This is a genomic window from Haemophilus haemolyticus M19501, assembly GCF_000222025.1.
GTDB lineage: Bacteria > Pseudomonadota > Gammaproteobacteria > Enterobacterales > Pasteurellaceae > Haemophilus > Haemophilus haemolyticus_G.
Map to the genome: position 1 here is coordinate 1 of NZ_AFQO01000013.1, position 20,617 is coordinate 20,617.

Below are 20,617 nucleotides of genomic sequence, written 5' to 3' on the forward strand. Positions count from 1 at the left end.
AGTTTTAACCTTGCGGCCGTACTCCCCAGGCGGTCGATTTATCACGTTAGCTACGGGCACCAAGCTTTAAGCCCAATCCCCAAATCGACAGCGTTTACAGCGTGGACTACCAGGGTATCTAATCCTGTTTGCTCCCCACGCTTTCGCACATGAGCGTCAGTACATTCCCAAGGGGCTGCCTTCGCCTTCGGTATTCCTCCACATCTCTACGCATTTCACCGCTACACGTGGAATTCTACCCCTCCCTAAAGTACTCTAGTTACCCAGTCTGAAATGCTATTCCCAGGTTAAGCCCGGGGCTTTCACACCTCACTTAAATAACCGCCTGCGTGCCCTTTACGCCCAGTTATTCCGATTAACGCTCGCACCCTCCGTATTACCGCGGCTGCTGGCACGGAGTTAGCCGGTGCTTCTTCTGTATTTAACGTCAATTTGATGTACTATTAACACATCAACCTTCCTCAATACCGAAAGAACTTTACAACCCGAAGGCCTTCTTCATTCACGCGGCATGGCTGCGTCAGGGTTCCCCCCATTGCGCAATATTCCCCACTGCTGCCTCCCGTAGGAGTCTGGACCGTGTCTCAGTTCCAGTGTGGCTGGCCATCCTCTCAGACCAGCTAGAGATCGCAGGCTTGGTAGGCCTTTACCCCACCAACTACCTAATCCCACTTGGGCTCATCTCATGGCATGTGGCCCGAAGGTCCCACACTTTAATCTTTCGATATTACGCGGTATTAGCGACAGTTTCCCGTCGTTATCCCCCTCCATAAGCCAGATTCCCAAGCATTACTCACCCGTCCGCCACTCGTCAGCAAGAAAGCAAGCTTTCTCCTGCTACCGTTCGACTTGCATGTGTTAAGCCTGCCGCCAGCGTTCAATCTGAGCCATGATCAAACTCTTCAATTCAAGTTCAATCGCTCAATAAACTGCTTAGCTATAAATAAAAATACTAGTTAAAAAAGTAATGATGAATTTTCAGTTAAGCACCTATTAAGACTTCAAAATTAAAAAATATTTTAAAACAAGTCAATCAACAAGTGCCCACACAGATTGTCTGATACATTGTTAAAGAGCAAAAAACAACGACGCACTTGTAAACTTAAATATTTCACAACAGTGCGTCGTTGTGTGCGGTGCATTATAGGGATTTTCAAATCCCTTGCAAGTACTTTTTGCAAAAAATTATTTGAATGAACAAATTTTATTCGTCATCTAATTTTCTATAGCCTTTCAAGCCATTCTTTCTCAAAATTTCGTTTAATTTCTTTAATAAACGCTCTTTTTCCGATTGACTTAAAAATTGACTATTTTTATTTTGCAAAGCACATACTAACTTCCAATAAAAATCTAAAGTTGCTCCGCTACCGCTTTTCTTTAATTCTACCAATGAATTTTCTGCACCAATTTCTCTTAGCATAGCAACATCAGTAATGCCAACTTTTATTAGCGCTCTTTCATGCTTGATAGTTAAATTGGGTAAATCCTTTAATCTATTTAGCTTTCTTAAAGTACGATCTAACTTCTGATTGCGAATTTGCTGAATAGAAAGAATAATCAACTTTCTACACAACATATTATTACGCATCACCTGATCTGAAAGTGCATAATATTGAGAAAGTACAAATCGCTTATTCAACTCATTTGTTGTAAATGGTTCACAACCTAATTTACTTAATTGAATAGCAAGTTCATCTTCACCACGTAGATAAAGTTTTTTATTCTGCCAAATGGCAAACATTGTCTCTTCCTTGTGAAACAAACCGTAACCTGTAAAAAGATTTTTAAAGGTAACATTTCCTACCAACTGATCTAATATAGAGCAAACACTATCTATATGCTCATCCTTTATATTCATATTAAACCTCCAATGAATAATTATTTTAAAAGAGTCAGTAGAAGTACTTCTGATTTGGTTTATATCATGAAGTTTTTCATCTTACTAAGAATAAATTTCAGATTTGTGAAGCTGATCGTAAATTTGAAATTTATTTTTATGTAAACAATTGGTTTATATATAAATATACTATATTTAAAAATTTTCTTACCATTATATTTTGTATGTAATTTAACCAAAAAAGTTTAATTAACAAGCTTTTATCATAACCTCCTCATTTTAAGGTTTTGATCTACTTTCTTTGGAATACAGATCTCATACATTTCACAAATATAAATATTTTTCTTGACCTGTACATCAATACAGATATAATCACAAAAAATTGAACATTCAAACAGGATTTTAATTATGGCGACTCAAGAAGAAAAACAAAAAGCTCTAGCGGCTGCACTAGGGCAAATCGAAAAACAATTTGGTAAAGGCTCAATTATGAAATTAGGTGATACCAAAACGTTGGATGTAGAATCTATTTCTACTGGATCACTTGGCTTAGATGTTGCACTAGGAATTGGTGGTTTACCTATGGGTCGAATTGTAGAAATTTTCGGGCCTGAATCATCAGGTAAAACCACATTAACTCTTTCCGTCATTGCTCAAGCGCAAAAAGCGGGGAAAACTTGTGCATTTATTGATGCAGAACACGCCCTTGATCCTATTTATGCAGCAAAACTTGGGGTAGATGTAAAAGAACTTTTTGTTTCTCAACCAGATAATGGTGAACAAGCACTTGAAATCTGCGATGCATTGGTTCGCTCTGGCGCAATTGATGTAATTATTGTGGACTCCGTTGCCGCACTGACACCAAAAGCTGAAATTGAAGGGGATATGGGTGATTCCCATATGGGGCTACAAGCTCGTTTAATGTCACAAGCTTTACGTAAACTTACTGGCCAAATTAAAAATGCAAACTGTTTAGTTGTATTTATTAACCAAATCCGAATGAAAATAGGTGTGATGTTTGGTAACCCTGAAACCACCACTGGCGGTAATGCATTAAAATTCTATTCTTCAGTTCGCTTGGATATTCGTCGTACAGGTTCTGTAAAAGATGGCGAAAATATTATTGGAAATGAAACCCGCGTAAAAGTAGTAAAAAACAAACTAGCGGCACCATTCCGTCAAGTAGATTTCCAAATTCTTTATGGCGAAGGTATCTCAAAAGCAGGGGAATTATTAGAACTTGGTGTAAAACACAAGCTTGTAGAGAAATCAGGTGCATGGTATGCCTATAATGGAGAAAAAATTGGCCAAGGTAAAACTAACTCAATGAAATGGCTCAATGAAAATCCAGAAAAAGCAGATGAATTAGAAGCTCGTTTACGCACAGAATTAGTGGCTAATCCAGAACAAGCTTTAATGGCTGACATTGAACAATCTGAAAATAGTTCAGAATCAGAAAGTGATTTTGAATAAATCAAATCATCAACGCCAAAAGTGCGGTCATTTTTAACCGCACTTTATATCAACTCAATAAAAATAAAGGAATCATTCCTTGTCATCCCTTGCTTTTAATTACATAGTTAATCTTCTTTCTCGCAGAGAATATAGTGAATTCGAGCTCCGCAATAAAATGCAGGAAAAGAACTTTTCGGAAGAAGAAATTGATGATGCATTATCTTTATGCCAGGCAAAAAATTGGCAAAGCGATCGTCGTTTTTCAGAAAATTATCTAAATTCACGCGTGCAAAAAGGTTATGGTTTAGGACGAATTCGACAAGAATTACTCCAATTAAAAGGTGTGTCTTCTGATATTATTAATGAAGTTTTAATCGAATCAGAAATTGATTGGTATGAAATAGCTGAGAACTTGTTACGTAAAAAATTCCCAAATTACAACGAACAACAAACACCTAAAATGAAACAAAAAATTTGGCAATATATGCTATCACACGGATTTCGTAGCGATGAATTTGCTGATTTAATTGGGCAAAACCAAAGTGAATGGGATTAATGTAAAAGTTGAGAACAAATTTTATATATCCAAATGCCTAACACAGTCATAGCTAAACATCCGAATAAATGCATTGTCAATACACAAAATCCATTTAACCACTTGTCATTAAAAAATAATTCCACAACTTCGGAAGAAAAAGAAGAAAATGTGGTTAGCGATCCTAAAAAACCAGTAATTAAAAATAATCGCCATTCAGCACTAATTTGTGGAAATTGCCAAAAAAGCCCAAGTAATAAACCAATAATTAAACAACCAAGCAAATTAGCGATTAAAGTCCCAAAAGCAAATGAGGAAAATAAAGGATTAAATAGCAATCCTATAGCCCAACGCAATGACGCGCCTAATATTGCACCACAACTTATGAATAATAATGCCTGCATTAATAATCTAATCCAAATTCAGTTCGCAAATAACGAGCGACTGATTCTTCTTTATTTGAGCCAATAACTTCTAACTCTGGACAAGCTTTTTTTAAACGAATATCTGCATCTTGCATGATACAGCCTTTACCAGACCAAGAAAGCATTTCTACATCATTCATTCCATCACCAAAAGCAATACAGTCTTTTAACTCATACTCGCGTGATTCAAGTAAATGTTTTAATGCATCCCCTTTTGAAACATTCTTATTCATTACTTCCAAACAAGCTAATGCAGAATAAACAATTGTCGTTACGTCACCAAACTTATCTCGTAAATAAGTTTCTACTTCAACTAAATCCTCAGGAGTTTTACCAATAAAAAAAACTTTTTCTGTCCCACGTCCATGATGTTTAGAGAAATCGACAACGTTATAATCAAATCCAGATTCTTTGTGGAACTGACGCATTGCAGGAATATCTTTATTAGTAAACCAACCTTCATCTTGATAGCTATTCATGCATACTTTGGAAGTATCAAATGGCGTTTTGTAAAACTCGAGAACTAATTCTTCAGGCAAGCTGTTGCTATAAAGCAAATTACCCTGTAAATCCCATACACGAGCACCGTTTGATGTAATCATAACCGCTCGTTCCGCACCAATTTTTCCAAGAATGGATGACACATCAGTATGGTTACGCCCCGTTGCCAAAATGATATCCACGCCATTTTGCTCTAATGCTCTCAGCGTATCAATGGTAAGATCTGCGACTAAATGTTCAGGTGTTAAAAGTGTGCCATCTAAATCAGACACCATTGCTCGAAAAGGTAAATTCATAAAAACCTCAAAAAATAATTTGCGGTTATCATATCACTAAATATACAAATTGCCCTTGTCTAAGATCAATGTATAAAAAACGTAATAAAAATAACCGCACTTTATTAAGGATTAAGGCATTAAATCAACTGATATATTTCCTTTCATTTGACAGCAGCAAGCTAAAACATAACCTTGTTTAATTTCATCTTCTGTCAGCGGTCCGTTTGAACTCACTTCATAATCACCACTCACCACTAAAGTTTTACAAGAACCACAAATACCTTCTCTACAAGCGGCAATAATCGGTGCTTTATGCTCTTCCAAAGCAGCTAACAATGTTTTTCCAACAGGTACAGAAAAAGTTTGAGGTACTGGATTAGTAATAGAAAGCGTCACTTGTTTACTATTATCTAACATACAATTTTCTGCTGAAGAATGAAATTGCTCTAAAAAGAAACGCTCAGATGGGATACCAAGGGATTCTGTCATCGCTCGTAAATCACTCATGTAGCTCTCTGGGCCACAAGTAAGCACTGTATAATCAGCTATATTGGGTACAAGGTCAGATAACATTTGACTATTTAAACGTCCAGCTATAAAGCCATCATCCGCATCAACAGAAGCATTAATAAATAGTTTTAACTGTGGAAATTGTTCTTTCAGTAACGCCCATTCTCGTTTAAAAATAACATCTTTAGGCGAATGGACACTGTAGAATACAACCACATCTACACCCGGTTTATTTTTTAATAACCAGCGAGTCATAGACATGATTGGCGTAACGCCACATCCACCAGCCACAAGTAAATATCGATCACTTACAATGCGGGTACAGGTAAATTTACCCATTGGATCAGATAGCCAAATTTGATCACCTTCTTTAATTTCGGATGTAATCCAATTAGAACCAACTCCATTTTTAATACGACGAACGGTTAAAGTAACAAAACGGCTCATTCCTGGCGTAGACGATAGCGTATAAGCTCGTACAATATTTGGTGTATTACGAATACTTACTAAAGCATACTGACCAGGCTCATAAGGGTAAAAATCTTGTGCTATTAATTCAATTGTATAAACATCATCAGTTTCCTGATGAATAGAATGCACCTGCATTTCGTTATAACACAACGGATTCTGATTATTTGACATAGAATTTTCTCTTTGAAGATAGAAAAAAGTGCGGTGGATTTTTAAAATGTTTATAAAGCTAATACTACAAATTAAAAAATCGACCGCACTTTTCTATGAAATGTTATTTAGCTAAAGCTTCTGCCATATCTTGTTCAGGTGTTGTCAAACCGCGCAAACCGAATTTTTCATTTAATAATGCCATCATATTATCATTTAAAAATGCTGGAGCAGTCGGCCCTGTATAGATATTTTTTACACCTAACGCCAATAAGGTAAGCAAAATAACAATAGCTTTTTGTTCAAACCAAGAAAGCACAAGTGTTAATGGCAATTCGTTAACGCCAATACCCAGTTTTTGTGAAAGATTTACAGCAAGCATTATCGCAGAATACGCATCATTACATTGCCCAACATCTAACAAGCGAGGTAACCCATCAATAGCGCCAAAATCCAATTTATTAAAACGATATTTACCACAACCTAAAGTTAAAATCGCACAATCTTCCGGTACTTGACGAGCGAAATCAGTGTAATAGCTACGTTCACCTTTGCTGCCATCACAACCGCCCACTAAGAAAACATGACGTAATTTTCCACCAGCAACAAGATTAATCACCGCATCTGAAGCATCTAATAAAGTTTGACGACCAAACCCAACTGTAATTTTGTGTTCTAATTCATCATAAGGGAATCCTGCCATTTCTTGCGCTTTCGCGATAACTTGACTGAAATCACGATCTTCAATGTGCGTTACACCAGGCCAGCCCACAATACTACGGGTATAAATACGATCTGCGTAATTACCAACATTAGGATCAATAATACAGTTAGACGTCATAATTACGGGGCCAGGGAATTTGGCAAATTCTTTCTGCTGATTTTGCCAGCCGCTTCCATAGTTACCAACCAAATGGTTGTATTTTTTCAATTCTGGATAACCATGCGCAGGTAACATTTCACCATGAGTATAAATATTTATCCCTGTTCCTTCCGTTTGTTCTAAAAGTGCTTTTAAATCTTTTAAATCATGACCAGAAATTAAAATACATTTTCCTGCTACAGGCTTCACATTTACTGTTGCTGGAACAGGATGACCAAATGCTTCTGTTTCACCCGCATCTAATAAACTCATTACTTGAAAATTCATATTACCGATGCCAAGCGCCTTTTCTAACAATTCATTTAGATCGCTTGGATTCGTTCCTAGCCACGCCATAAACTCATGGAATTGACGATATACCTCATTATCAAATTTACCTAAAACATGGGCATGTTCCATGTAAGCAGCCGCACCTTTTAAACCGTATAAACAAAGCATACGCACGCCGTGTACTTCTTCCCTAATCAAAGTGCGGTCAGAATTTAGGGCAAAATTCGCAGCTTGTTTTGTTAAATCAGAAATCGTTGCGGATTCAAGCTGTAAATGAGCCAATGGATGGTTTATATCAATACTTGGATTTAGTGTACGGCAACGTTTCATTAAATTATCACGATAAGCGATGGCTTGTTGCGCATATTCAACTATACGTTGAGAATCAAAGTTTACATTAGTCAAGGTAGAGAAAAATGCTTGTGCCGTAAAAGCATCAATTTCATTATCGATAATAGCTAAATCTCTCGCTTGAATAGCCCAAGCAGATAAGCTTTGCAGAGTTGCAACAAGGAGGTCTTGTAAATCAGAAGTTTCCGCAGTTTTACCGCACATTCCTTGAGAGTAACTACAACCGTTACCCACGGGTGTGCGCATTGTTTGTTCGCATTGTACGCAGTACATAATTAAGTCCTTTTGATTAGAATAGAAAGTTTCGTTATAAACCCGATAAAATCATTCAGATTTATAAAAGAATGATAAAACCTTTTTTCTTGCAGATACAAAAGGAAATTTGATTAATTAGAATTTGCTTGATCTAGATTAAGCTAACACCAATAACGAGTTAATCTATTTTTATTTGAAAGAACACAAATTCTAACAATACTAAAAACCACGCAATAAAATTTCATATATTGGCATTACCAGTTGAAAAACGATAACAAATTTCATTTTATTTCTCTTATAATGCAACTGTTCGAACAACAAGCAGTATCTCGAATGATGTATGTTTATTCCCCAATGGATAGTCAAAACACAAGGAGATTATTATGGCTTTCAATATGAAAAACAGACATTTACTTAGTCTTGTTCATCACACAGAACGTGAAATTAAATATCTCTTAGATCTCTCCCGAGATTTGAAACGAGCCAAATATGCAGGCACAGAACAACAAAAATTAAAAGGCAAAAATATCGCGCTCATCTTTGAAAAAACCTCCACCCGCACACGCTGTGCATTCGAAGTCGCCGCTCATGACCAAGGCGCTCAAGTCACCTACATCGACCCTAACTCCTCCCAAATTGGCCACAAAGAAAGTATGAAAGATACCGCCCGCGTATTAGGCAGAATGTATGATGGCATTGAATATCGTGGCTTTAAACAAAGTATCGTTCAAGAATTGGCTGATTATGCTGGTGTGCCAGTATTCAATGGTTTAACCGATGAATTCCACCCAACACAAATGCTTGCCGACGTACTTACCATGATTGAACATTGCGACAAACCATTAAGCGAAATTAGCTATGTATATATTGGGGATGCACGCAATAACATGGGTAATTCACTTTTATTAATTGGTGCTAAATTAGGTATGGATGTTCGTATTTGCGGACCTAAAGCTTTATTACCAGAAGTAAGCCTTGTTGAAATGTGCGAAAAATTTGCGAAAGAAAGTGGTGCTCGTATTACTGTAACTGAAGATATCGACAAAGCGGTGAAAGGTGTAGATTTTGTCCATACTGATGTGTGGGTTTCAATGGGTGAACCATTAGAAACTTGGGGCGAACGCATTAAATTATTACTTCCTTATCAAGTCACACCTGAATTAATGAAACGCACTGGTAATCCAAAAGTGAAATTTATGCACTGCTTACCTGCCTTCCATAACAGTGAAACCAAAGTTGGTCGTCAAATTGCTGAAAAATATCCTGAATTAGCTAATGGTATTGAAGTGACTGAAGATGTATTTGAATCGCCAATGAACATTGCATTTGAACAAGCAGAAAACCGTATGCACACAATTAAAGCGGTAATGGTAGCAAGTTTGGCATAAGGAGAACGTATGAGAATAGTGATTGCATTAGGCGGTAATGCGTTATTACGACGCGGAGAGCCGCTGACAGCCGAAAATCAACGACAAAATGTTCGCATTGCTTGTGAGCAAATTGCTAAAATTTGGCCAAATAATGAATTAGTAATTGCACACGGTAATGGCCCACAAGTGGGTTTGCTCGCCTTACAAGGCGCTGCCTATACTGATGTACCAACCTATCCTTTAGATGTATTAGGTGCAGAATCAGTAGGAATGATTGGTTATATGATTCAACAAGAACTCGGTAATTTAGTTCCATTTGAAGTGCCATTTGCAACTTTATTATCTCAAGTAGAAGTTGATATCAACGACCCAGCCTTTAAAAATCCAACTAAACCAATTGGCCCTGTTTATACGAAAGAAGAAGCTGAACGTTTGGCAAAAGAAAAAAATTGGTCTATCGCACAAGATGGTGATAAATATCGTCGCGTTGTGCCAAGTCCATTGCCAAAACGTATTTTTGAAATTCGTCCGGTCAAATGGTTGCTTGAAAAAGGCAGTATCGTAATTTGTGCGGGGGGCGGAGGCATTCCGACCTATTATGATGAAAACCATAATTTACAAGGTGTTGAAGCCGTTATCGACAAAGATTTATGTTCAGCTTTACTTGCGGAAAATCTTGATGCGGATTTATTTATCATCGCAACTGACGTTTCTGCAACTTTCGTAGATTGGGGTAAACCAACTCAAAAAGCAATTTCTGTTGCATCACCTGAAGCCATTTCAGAACTTGGTTTCGCTGCAGGTTCCATGGGGCCGAAAGTACAAGCCGCGATCAACTTTGCGAAACAAACAGGAAAAGATGCCGTAATAGGCTCTTTATCTGATATTGTGGACATTGTAAAAGGCAAAGCTGGTACTCGTATTACGAAAAAAGCTGAAGGCATATCCTATTATGCTTAAATAATAAAAGAACTTTGAGAAATCATTCTCAAAGTAAAAAGTGCGGTCAGTTTAACCGATGTTTTTACCAACCGCACTTTAAACGTTAAACATAAGGAGCTCGCTATGGATGCGTCCAAAAAGAAGAAAACGTTTAATTTCCCATCAGCGTTTACCATTTTATTTGCAATATTAATTCTCGCTGTTGGATTGACCTGGGTAATTCCATCCGGTTCATATTCAAAATTAACATATAATTCCACTGATAATGTTTTTGTAGTCAAAGCTTACGGCGTTGACGATAAAACTTATCCCGCCACAACAGACACTCTTGATAATCTAAATATCAAAATTAAACTCTCCAACTTCACCGAAGGCGTGATCAAAAAACCAATCGCTATTCCAGGCACCTATCAACGTGTAGAACAACACCACAAAGGTATTGAAGACATCACTAAAAGTATGGTGGAAGGCACCATTGAAGCCGTTGATGTTATGGTCTTTATCTTCGTATTGGGGGGTATGATTGGTGTTATTAACCGAACCGGTTCTTTTAATGCTGGTTTGATGGCTCTCGCAAAAAAAACCAAAGGTAATGAGTTTTTTATTGTATTCAGCGTATCCGTCTTAATGGTGTTAGGCGGCACAACATGCGGTATTGAAGAAGAGGCCGTGGCATTCTATCCAATTCTGGTGCCGGTATTCTTGGCTCTGGGATATGATGCGATAGTCTGCGTAGGGGCAATATTCCTTGCTTCATCTATGGGAACGGCATTCTCTACAATTAACCCATTCTCCGTTGTTATTGCATCAAATGCAGCTGGTATTCAATTTACTGAAGGTATTGGTTTCCGTGCTCTAGGTTTAGCTTTAGGTGCAACTTGCGTAATCGCATATCTTTATTGGTACTGTAAAAAAATCAAAGCTGACCCAAGTTTTTCTTTCACTTATGACGATCGCGAAGAATTTCGCCAACGTTATATGAAGAACTTTGATCCAAATGCAACTATTGCATTCTCAGCTCGTCGCAAATTAATCTTAACGCTTTTCTGCATCGCATTCCCTATTATGATTTGGGGTGTAATGGTTGGCGGATGGTGGTTCCCTCAAATGGCTGCATCTTTCCTTGCCATTACTATCATCATTATGTTTATTAGTGGCTTGTCTGAAAAAGATATTGTGGAATCCTTCACTGAAGGTGCATCAGAATTAGTAGGCGTGTCCTTAATCATCGGTCTTGCTCGTGGAGTGAACTTAGTGCTTGAACAAGGTATGATTTCTGACACTATCCTTGATTATATGTCTAATGTGGTTAGTGGTATGCCAGGTAGCGTATTCATCTTAGGCCAATTAGTCGTATTTATTTTCCTAGGTTTAATCGTACCATCTTCTTCTGGTTTAGCCGTACTTTCAATGCCAATTATGGCGCCACTTGCTGACTCAGTGGGTATTCCACGCGATATCGTAGTTTCCGCTTACAACTGGGGACAATATGCAATGCTATTCTTGGCACCGACAGGATTAGTTTTGGTGACACTCCAAATGTTGCATATTCCATTTGATAGATGGGTTAAATTCGTCATGCCAATGATTGGATGCTTATTGCTAATTGGTTCCATTTTATTGGTAGTACAAGTATCTTTATATAGTGTTTAACTAATTAGTCAAATTGCCGCCTAGATCACAGTTTTTCTAGGCGGTTTCTTTTATAATAAGTTATCTTTTTTGTTAGCATAAAAAGGATTTACTATGCTTAAAAAACGCTTCGACAATATCGATACCCGTATTCTTAAAGCATTGCAACGCAATGGTCGATTACAAAATAATGAACTGGCTAACGAAATAGGACTTTCAAATTCAGCTTGTTTACGTCGAGTGAATCACTTAGAAGAAAGTGGCGTAATTGATAACTATGTAGCCTTGTTAAATCCTAAAAAAGTAAACTGTAATCTCATCGTTTATGCATTAGGTTCTTTCTTTGAAGAAGATCCTGAATTAAAAGAGCGGTTTATTTTTGAGGTAAAATTAATCCCACAGATCATCGAATGTCATTTTATGGCAGGAACTTTCGATTTTCTTCTGAAACTTTGTGTATCAGATTTAGAAGAATTTAACCACATTAAAACCACCTATCTTAATTCTAGGCTTGGCATTAAAACCTTAAAATCAGAAGTTACTCTAAAAACGGTCAAATCAACAACTGAGTTGCCTTTATAAAAAAACTCGTATTATTGATACGAGTTTTTATAACAATTAACAAACTTCAGCCTGTTCTAATATAACTTTTTGTAAAACTTTAATTCCTGCCTCTATATCTTTCCAATCAGTAAATTCAAGAGGGTTATGACTAATTCCCAAATGAGATGGAACAAAAATCATACCTGTTGGACAAAGTGTTGCCATATGCATGGCATCATGTCCTGCACCACTTGGCATTATTTCGTAAGAATAACCAAGGGAATGAGCGGTTTCAGCTATTTGATTTACCATATTTTCAGGTAATACTATTGGATTATCTTTTGAAATAAGTTGTAACTCAATTAATAATCCTCTTTTTTCTGAAACTTTACTAATTTCCTCTTGTAATAATTCAAATACAGAATCTCTAGCTTGTACATGTGTACCTCGAATATCTACTAATAATTCGCAATATCCTGGCACAACATTCATTACTCCTGGTTTAGCTGTAATATTACCTACTGTGGCTACTGTAGAATGTCCAGCTTGAATAGCCGCTTGCTCAATAGCAAGTGATAATTCAGCTCCTCCTAACAATGCATCATGACGATAATGCATTGCTGTTGCTCCTGAATGATCTGCTTGTCCTTTAATTTTAACAATTACACGAATCGGAGCAGCAATACCTGTCACAACACCTATTGTTTTTCCTTCATTCTCTAAACGAGGACCTTGTTCTATATGAAGTTCAAAAAAACATTTAAATTCCTTTGCATCACGTTTTGCTTGATTAACCAAATTAAAATTCATTCCTACTTCAGCCATAGCTTCTGATAAACCCTTTCCTTGTTTATCACGTAATGAACTTAATTTTTCTTGATTTACTATGCCGCACATAACTTTACTACCCAATGTAGCAAAATTAAATCTACTCGATTCTTCACAAGTAAAAATTATCAATTCTAAAGGATAACGAGTCTTAATATTCTGTTCACACAATTGCAAAAGAATTTCCAACCCAGCAACAGATCCCAAAGGACCATCAAATTTACCAGCATTCACAACAGTATCAATATGAGAACCGAATGCAACTGTAGGTAAAAAATCTTCTTTACCTGCCTTACGAATAAAAAGATTTCCAATTGAATCTCGACGAATAGACAAATCATATTCTTTACATAACTCAATAATCATATTATGGGCCTTTTCATCCTCCTCTGTAAAAGCTAAGCGAGTCAGCTCGTTTGGTACTGATGAAATAAAAGCCAGTTTTTCAATTAAATTTTGAACACGATTAAGATTAATTGACATAGTTTTCTCCTGATACGGTTTATTTTTTGATATTCGTCAAACAATAATAATTTTTCGTTGAAAATTAACCTTTTCTAAGCGTAATATCGGTATTGTTAAATGCCTCTAAAAAGGAGTAAAAAATGAAAAACATGTTACTGCTCAGTAGCTCAAAATACAAGAACACAGATTATCTAGAACACACCATACCTTGGTTACAAAATTTCCTGACTGATTATCGTGGTAAAACAATTGCTTTTGTGCCTTATGCTGGGGTACGCCGCACTTTTGATGAATATGAAAAAACTGTGCAAAATGCACTTTCTGATTTAGGGATGAATATTGTTTCCGTTCATCATGGTAAACAACATCGAGATATCATTGAACAAGCAGATGTCATCGCTATTGGCGGCGGGAATACATTTTGTTTGTTAAAACAGCTTTATGAACACAATTTGATTGATATCATTCGTGAAAAAGTAAATAACGGTACACCTTATTTTGGTTGGAGTGCTGGGGCCAATGTAGCTGGCGCATCTATTATGACAACGAATGATATGCCAATTACTTATCCTCCTTCATTTCAAGCATTACAACTTTTTCCTCATCAAATTAATCCGCACTTTATTTCAGGTAAAATGCAAGGCCACAATGGTGAAAGTCGAGAAGAACGTTTGGAAGAATTTTTACTCGTTAATCCAACTGCATTTGTATATGCCTTACCTGAAGGTTCTGCGCTTCATATACAAAATGAAATGGCAACTGTGTTAGGTGAAAATCCTATTTTGTGCTTCAGTGAAAATATGGAATGTGGCACATTTGACATCAATACAACTTTTTCTTATTAACTTAAAGGGAACATATAATGGAATTATTTAAATCCATCGTTGCAGTGATTGGCATTATTGCCACAATTTATTTTCTGATTAAAAAAGCCGAAACCCGAACTGTTTTGATTGGTGTCGGTTTAATAATGTCCATTCTAACGCTGAATCCAATGGGTGCATTAGATGCTTTTGCCAAAAGTATGACATCTGGCGGATTAATTATGGCTATCTGTTCCAGTATGGGTTTTGCTTATGTAATGAAATACACTCAATGTGATACTCATCTAGTGCATTTACTTACCAAACCATTAAGCGGATTAAAATTCTTCTTAATTCCAATTGCAACCGTCATTACCTTTTTCATCAATATTGCTATTCCTTCTGCTGCTGGTTGTGCTGCTGCGGTTGGCGCAACATTAATTCCCGTTTTAAAAAGTGCGGGTGTTCGACCAGCTACTGCTGGTGCAGCTATTTTAGCAGGTACTTTTGGATCAATGATGAGTCCGGGTTCTTCTCACTCAGCAATGATTAGTGAAATGTCAGGCTTAACTATCACTCAAGTAAACCTTTCACATGCTCCATATAACATGATTGCGGGAGCAATAGGTGCGGTTGTTTTAACAATTCTTGCGCTTGTTTTTAAAGATTATGGTGAACAACATCGCCAAGCTTATCTTGCAGAACAAAAAGAAAGTGAAATTAAAGTTGTTAAAGGCGTCAATGTACTTTATGCCCTTGCACCATTAATACCATTAGTTATTTTAGTGATTGGTGGAACGTCATTACAACAAGTACCGGGTCTTGAATGGACTAAAATGGGTGTGCCTCAAGCGATGCTTATTGGCGCAATTTACGGCATTATCGTCACTCGTATTTCCCCAGTAAAAATCACTGAAGAATTTTTCAATGGTATGGGAAATTCTTATGCAAACGTACTTGGTATCATCATTGCAGCCAGTGTATTTGTAGCAGGATTAAAATCTACGGGCGCAGTGGATGCTGCAATTTCTTTCTTAAAAGAATCCAACGAATTTGTACGTTGGGGTGCAACAATTGGACCATTCTTAATGGGTTTAATTACAGGCTCTGGCGATGCAGCAGCGATTGCCTTTAACACAGCCGTCACGCCACATGCTGTAGAACTCGGCTACACTCACGTAAATCTTGGTATGGCAGCAGCTATTGCCGGTGCAATCGGTCGTACAGCTTCACCAATTGCGGGTGTAACCATTGTTTGTGCAGGCCTTGCGATGGTAAGCCCAGTAGAAATGGTAAAACGTACCGCACCAGGCATGATACTTGCTGTTTTATTCTTAGCATTATTTATGTTGTAGAAATAGTAAAAAATTGACCGCACTTTATTTAAGTGCGGTCTGTTTTTATAGACTTTTAAAGGAGAAAAAAATGAACTTAGATTTAAATCAACTTGTTAAATGGCGTCGTGAATTTCATCATTTTCCAGAAATTGGTTGGAGTGAATTTTGGACAACTTCTCGCATTGCGGATTACTTGGAAGACTTAGGTTGTTTTAAAATTTTTCTTGGCAAACAAATTATAAATCCGGACTTTGTTCGTGGACGAAAACAAGCCGTAGTAGATAAAGGCTTAGCTAATGCAAAAGCCTATGGAGCCAATGAAAAATGGCTCGAAAAAATGGAAGGGTACACTGGTTGTGTAGCATTATTTGATTCAGGTAAACCAGGAAAAACTATTGCGTTACGTTTTGATATCGACTGTGTGAATGTAACGGAAACTTGCTCACCCGAGCATATTCCAAATAAAGAAGGTTTTGCCTCAATTAACGATGGTTTTATGCATGCTTGTGGACATGATTCACATATTACAATAGGTTTAGGCGTTGCATTATGGATCGCTCAGAACAAAGATAAACTCACTGGAAAAGTAAAAATTGTATTCCAACCAGCAGAAGAAGGTGTTCGTGGTGCAGCAGCCATTGCACAAAGTGGCATAATTGATGATGCAGATTATTTTGCTTCTTCACACATTAGTTTTTGCGCGAATACAGGCACAGTTATTGCTAATCCAAGAAATTTTCTTTCCACCACAAAAATTGATATTCGCTATAAAGGTAAACCTGCACACGCAGGTGCTGCGCCCCATTTAGGTCGTAATGCTTTATTAGCTGCAGCGCATACAGTCACTCAACTTCATGGTATTGCACGCCATGGCGAAGGCATGACAAGAATTAATGTGGGTGTGCTAAAAGCGGGTGAAGGACGAAATGTCATTCCATCCTCCGCTGAATTACAATTAGAAGTGCGGGGAGAAAATAAAGCAATTAATGAATACATGACTGAACAAGTCATGCAAATAGCCAAAGGTATCTCCATAAGTTTTGATGTCGCATATGAAACTGAAATTGTAGGTGAAGCCGTGGATATGAATAATGATGTTGAACTTATAAAACTGATCGAAGAAATATCCCTTGAACAACCACAAATAAATAACGTAAATTCAGATTATGCTTTCAATGCAAGTGAAGATGCGACTATTTTAGGTAGACGTGTACAAGAACACGGAGGTAAAGCTATTTACTTCATTCTTGGAGCAGATCGCACAGCAGGTCATCATGAAGCTGAATTTGATTTTGATGAAAATCAATTGCTTACTGGGGTTAATATTTATACTTCTTTAGTACAAAGATTATTAGCTTAATTAAATAAAAATATTTTTATTCCTTTCTTTTAAGAATCCTCTATTTTTCTTAGAATAAAGGCAGTATCTACTCACCTTATAAGGAAAACTCAATGATTAATAGACGTCATTTTATTCAAATTGGTGCGACCAGTCTTCTTGCATTAAGTGCAAACCGTTTTGCGATAGCAAAAGGAAAGAGCGATGTTGATCTACGCATTGTGGCAACAACAGATATTCATAGTTTCTTGACCGATTTTGACTATTATAAAGATGCACCAACCGATAAATTCGGTTTTACTCGTGCGGCAAGCCTTATTCGTCAAGCACGTGCTGAAGTAAAAAATAGTGTATTAGTAGATAACGGTGACCTAATTCAAGGTAATCCAATTGCAGACTATCAAGCTGCACAAGGCTATAAAGAGGGTAAATCTAACCCTGCGGTGGATTGTTTAAATGCGATGAATTATGAAGTGGGTACATTAGGTAACCACGAATTTAACTATGGTCTCAATTATCTTGCAGATGCCATCAAACAAGCTAAATTCCCGATTGTAAATGCTAACGTAGTAAAAGCAGGGACAGAAGAACCTTATTTCACACCTTATGTCATTCAAGAAAAATCGGTGGTGGATAATAATGGCAAAACACATAAATTAAAAATCGGTTATATCGGTTTTGTACCGCCACAAATTATAGTTTGGGATAAAGCGAACCTTCAAGGCAAAGTGGAAACCCGCGATATTGTAAAAACAGCACAAAAATATGTCCCTGAAATGAAGAAAAAAGGGGCTGATATTATCGTTGCATTAGCTCACACTGGCCCGTCTGATGAACCATACAAAGAAGGCGCTGAAAACTCGGCATTCTATTTGGCAGACGTTCCACATATTGATGCGGTTATTTTTGGACACTCACACCGTTTATTCCCAAATAAAGAATTTGCAAAATCACCAAATGCAGACATCGTAAATGGTACAGTAAAAGGTGTACCAGAAAGTATGGCTGGCTATTGGGCAAATAATATCAGTGTGGTAGATTTAGGTTTAACAGAACACAAAGGTAAATGGATTGTGACTTCAGGCAAAGCGGTGCTTCGTCCAATTTATGATGTAGAAACCAAAAAAGCACTTGCAAAAAATGACCCAGAAATAACCGCTCTTTTAGCACCAGTTCACGAGGCAACACGTAAGTTTGTGTCTCAACCTATCGGCAAAGCTACAGACAATATGTATAGTTACCTTGCATTAGTGCAAGATGATCCAACCATTCAAATTGTAAACCAAGCACAAAAAGCATACGTTGAAAAAGTGGCATCCAGTGTGGCAGAAATGGCTGGCTTACCTATTTTAAGTGCAGGTGCACCATTTAAAGCGGGTGGTCGTAAAAATGATCCAACGGGCTATACCGAAGTGAACAAAGGTGAATTAACTTTCCGTAATGCGGCAGATTTATACCTTTATCCAAATACGCTAGTGGTTGTTAAAGCGACAGGCGAACAATTAAAAGAATGGTTAGAATGTAGTGCTGGTATGTTTAAACAAATTGACCCTGCAAGTGACAAACCTCAATCATTAATTGATTGGGAAGGTTTCCGCACTTACAACTTCGATGTGATTGATGGGGTCAATTACGAATACGATCTAACCAAACCTGCACGTTATGATGGTGAATGTAAATTGATCAATCCAGAATCACATCGCGTAGTAAATTTAACCTATCAAGGTAAACCAGTTGATCCAAAAGCAGAATTTTTGATTGCAACGAATAACTATCGTGCTTACGGCAATAAATTCCCAGGTACTGGTGATAAACATATTGTTTACGCTTCGCCTGATGAAAGCCGTCAAATTTTGGCTGATTATATTAAAGCAACCAGTGAGAAAGAGGGTTCAGTCAATCCAAATGCGGATAAAAACTGGCGTTTTGTGCCTATCACAGGTAACGATAAATTAGATGTCCGTTTTGAAACATCGCCAAGCGAACAAGCGGCGAAATTTATCGCTGAAAAAGCACAATATCCGATGAAACAAGTGGGTACTGACGAAATCGGTTTTGCAGTGTATCAAATTGATTTATCTAAATAATAATTAGGAAAATAAAATGCCGTCTAAAAATTAAAATTTAGGCGGCATTTTTTCTTCCTAAAGAGCGGTCAAATTTTTGAGTATTTTTACAAATTGCATTCGCTTTTCAATCCTTCTATTGCTTTACATTCCTCTTCATTATGTTCACTTTCGGTAACAATGGACTGCAAAAAAGCTTTAATTTCTAATAATTGAGATATTTTATTTTCCACTTGAATCAGTTGATTAAGTACTAATTGATCTGCTTGATAATGATCTTTCATACTAAATTTAATACGATTGAGTACCTTAATATTCTCTAAAGAGAAACCCAACGTTCGACATTTTTTGATGAATTTTAATTGTTCTACACTTTCTTCATCATAATGTCGATAACCATTAGCCAATCGCTTAGGTGGCTGCAATACTCCTTGCTTTTCATAGTAGCGGATAGTTTCAATATTAGTATGCGTAGATTTACTTAATTCACTAATTTTCATTATTTCCTCAAGCAATTTTTTACTTTAATGAGAATGATCATCTAATAAAAAATGTGTATTACTATCATACAAGGATTTAACAGCTCTAGAAACTATGGAAATACCGCTGTATAAGACAAAAAGACTTAAAATACCACTAGCGACTACATCAACCCACTGCCAATTTAACCACCAAGCACAGATTCCTGCAATAATAGCAACAACCGAACCAAATAAATCTACTAAAACATGCAAATACGCTGCACGAATATTCAAATTATGGCGATTACTTTTTAGCATAATAAAAGCTACCAACAAATTAATCCCAAACCCTAGTAAAGCTACGCCTAACATTGGCAAAGCGGCTATTTCTATTGGAGCCTGCCAACGTGTTACAGCCTCGATAAAAATCCAAATAGCGACCCAAACTAATGAAATTCCATTGATTAAAGCGAACCATTTTTGCCATTTTAGACCTAAAAATAACCCAATCCATGCTAAAAAAATAGATAAACTATCATTTGCCATATGCCCAGCATCAGCCATCAAAGTAAGGCTGTTAAACCAATATCCCCCTAGAAATTCAACAACCATATAAAAGGTAATAATTGCAAAACTAATGCCTAATACTATTTTATTTTTAGAGATTTGACTATGAGGGCAAGATGCATGCTGCTGATATTCTTTAGGGAGATTATTTTGTACTGTAGAAATTTTTTTCATTTTGCTTCCTTTACTATTTGATTTGAAGGAAGCATAAAACCTGTAGTAACTACAAAGTCAAACCATAAAACATATATTTAATAAAATTAATTGTTTAAAAAAACTAAATTATAGGGATTTCAATAAAAATTCATTTTTATCTGTGGATAACTCATAAATAATCTGTCAT

The 20,617-nt window shown here is 36.8% G+C and carries 18 protein-coding genes and 1 rRNA gene; 10 read left to right on the top strand and 9 right to left on the bottom strand.

Translation table 11 applies throughout. From position 1 onward, the window contains the following. Positions 1-909: ribosomal RNA gene (locus tag GG9_RS0108855) — 16S ribosomal RNA — on the bottom strand; the annotation flags it as partial. 295 nt (positions 910-1,204) lie between these two features. Next, entirely contained in the window at positions 1,205-1,858 is a 654-nt protein-coding gene (gene tfoX, locus GG9_RS02405) for a DNA transformation protein TfoX (RefSeq protein ID WP_005632191.1), read from the bottom strand. Between the two features lie 387 nt (positions 1,859-2,245). Here tfoX and recA point away from each other — a divergent pair, with 387 nt between their 5' ends. Both recA and recX read left to right on the top strand, forming a co-directional pair. Further along, complete coding sequence (gene recA, locus GG9_RS02400) at positions 2,246-3,310, top strand: recombinase RecA (protein WP_005632192.1); 1,065 nt, start codon at positions 2,246-2,248, stop codon at positions 3,308-3,310. 79 nt (positions 3,311-3,389) lie between these two features. Further along, positions 3,390-3,848: a recombination regulator RecX gene (gene recX, locus GG9_RS02395; protein WP_005632193.1), complete on the top strand. Its 459-nt coding sequence runs from the start codon at positions 3,390-3,392 to the stop codon at positions 3,846-3,848. Here the strand turns inward: recX and crcB are convergent. From crcB to hcp, 4 genes are all read right to left on the bottom strand, one after another. Beyond that, entirely contained in the window at positions 3,845-4,231 is a 387-nt protein-coding gene (gene crcB, locus GG9_RS02390; protein WP_005632194.1) for a fluoride efflux transporter CrcB, read from the bottom strand. The genes recX and crcB overlap by 4 nt on opposite strands. Then, entirely contained in the window at positions 4,231-5,049 is an 819-nt protein-coding gene (locus tag GG9_RS02385; protein ID WP_005632195.1) for a Cof-type HAD-IIB family hydrolase, read from the bottom strand. The genes crcB and GG9_RS02385 overlap by 1 nt, the downstream gene beginning before the upstream one ends. 111 nt (positions 5,050-5,160) lie before the next feature. Beyond that, a complete protein-coding gene (hcr, locus tag GG9_RS02380; protein WP_005632196.1) occupies positions 5,161-6,183 on the bottom strand; it encodes an NADH oxidoreductase in 1,023 nt (340 codons plus the stop codon). Between the two features lie 103 nt (positions 6,184-6,286). Then, entirely contained in the window at positions 6,287-7,939 is a 1,653-nt protein-coding gene (hcp, locus tag GG9_RS02375; protein ID WP_005632197.1) for a hydroxylamine reductase, read from the bottom strand. Positions 7,940-8,304: 365 nt separating this feature from the next. Between hcp and GG9_RS02370 the strand changes: the two genes are divergently transcribed. From GG9_RS02370 to GG9_RS02355, 4 genes are all read left to right on the top strand, one after another. After that, entirely contained in the window at positions 8,305-9,309 is a 1,005-nt protein-coding gene (locus GG9_RS02370; protein ID WP_005632198.1) for an ornithine carbamoyltransferase, read from the top strand. Between the two features lie 9 nt (positions 9,310-9,318). After that, positions 9,319-10,251, top strand: coding sequence for a carbamate kinase (gene arcC / locus GG9_RS02365; RefSeq protein ID WP_005632200.1), 933 nt, complete (start codon positions 9,319-9,321; stop codon positions 10,249-10,251). Between the two features lie 105 nt (positions 10,252-10,356). Beyond that, positions 10,357-11,886, top strand: a complete 1,530-nt coding sequence (locus GG9_RS02360) for a YfcC family protein (protein ID WP_005632201.1) — start codon at positions 10,357-10,359, stop codon at positions 11,884-11,886. 93 nt (positions 11,887-11,979) lie between these two features. Next, positions 11,980-12,447 (top strand): Lrp/AsnC family transcriptional regulator, encoded by a 468-nt coding sequence (locus tag GG9_RS02355; protein WP_005632202.1) that lies wholly within the window; start codon positions 11,980-11,982, stop codon positions 12,445-12,447. A 36-nt stretch (positions 12,448-12,483) separates the two neighbouring features. Here the strand turns inward: GG9_RS02355 and GG9_RS02350 are convergent, their stop codons facing one another. Beyond that, entirely contained in the window at positions 12,484-13,719 is a 1,236-nt protein-coding gene (locus tag GG9_RS02350; RefSeq protein ID WP_005632203.1) for a Zn-dependent hydrolase, read from the bottom strand. Positions 13,720-13,841: 122 nt separating this feature from the next. On the opposite strand from GG9_RS02350, the gene pepE reads away from it, so the two are divergent. The 4 genes from pepE to cpdB all read left to right on the top strand — a co-directional run bounded on the left by pepE (position 13,842) and on the right by cpdB (position 19,267). After that, entirely contained in the window at positions 13,842-14,546 is a 705-nt protein-coding gene (pepE, locus tag GG9_RS02345; RefSeq protein WP_005632204.1) for a dipeptidase PepE, read from the top strand. A gap of 17 nt (positions 14,547-14,563) precedes the next feature. Next, the gene (gene dcuC / locus GG9_RS02340; RefSeq protein ID WP_005632205.1) at positions 14,564-15,859 is read left to right on the top strand and encodes a C4-dicarboxylate transporter DcuC; all 1,296 of its coding nucleotides are present in this window, start codon (positions 14,564-14,566) and stop codon (positions 15,857-15,859) included. A gap of 70 nt (positions 15,860-15,929) precedes the next feature. Beyond that, positions 15,930-17,201 carry a M20 family metallo-hydrolase gene (locus GG9_RS02335; protein ID WP_032825128.1) on the top strand — a complete coding sequence of 424 codons (1,272 nt, stop codon included), beginning with the start codon at positions 15,930-15,932 and terminating at the stop codon, positions 17,199-17,201. 92 nt (positions 17,202-17,293) lie between these two features. Next, complete coding sequence (gene cpdB / locus GG9_RS02330; RefSeq protein WP_005632207.1) at positions 17,294-19,267, top strand: 2',3'-cyclic-nucleotide 2'-phosphodiesterase; 1,974 nt, start codon at positions 17,294-17,296, stop codon at positions 19,265-19,267. An 86-nt stretch (positions 19,268-19,353) separates the two neighbouring features. Here cpdB and GG9_RS02325 read toward each other — a convergent pair whose 3' ends face one another. Both GG9_RS02325 and GG9_RS02320 read right to left on the bottom strand, forming a co-directional pair. After that, positions 19,354-19,746 carry a MerR family transcriptional regulator gene (locus GG9_RS02325; RefSeq protein WP_005632208.1) on the bottom strand — a complete coding sequence of 131 codons (393 nt, stop codon included), beginning with the start codon at positions 19,744-19,746 and terminating at the stop codon, positions 19,354-19,356. Between the two features lie 24 nt (positions 19,747-19,770). After that, positions 19,771-20,448, bottom strand: a complete 678-nt coding sequence (locus GG9_RS02320) for a cation diffusion facilitator family transporter (protein ID WP_005632210.1) — start codon at positions 20,446-20,448, stop codon at positions 19,771-19,773. Positions 20,449-20,617: the final 169 nt, after the last annotated feature.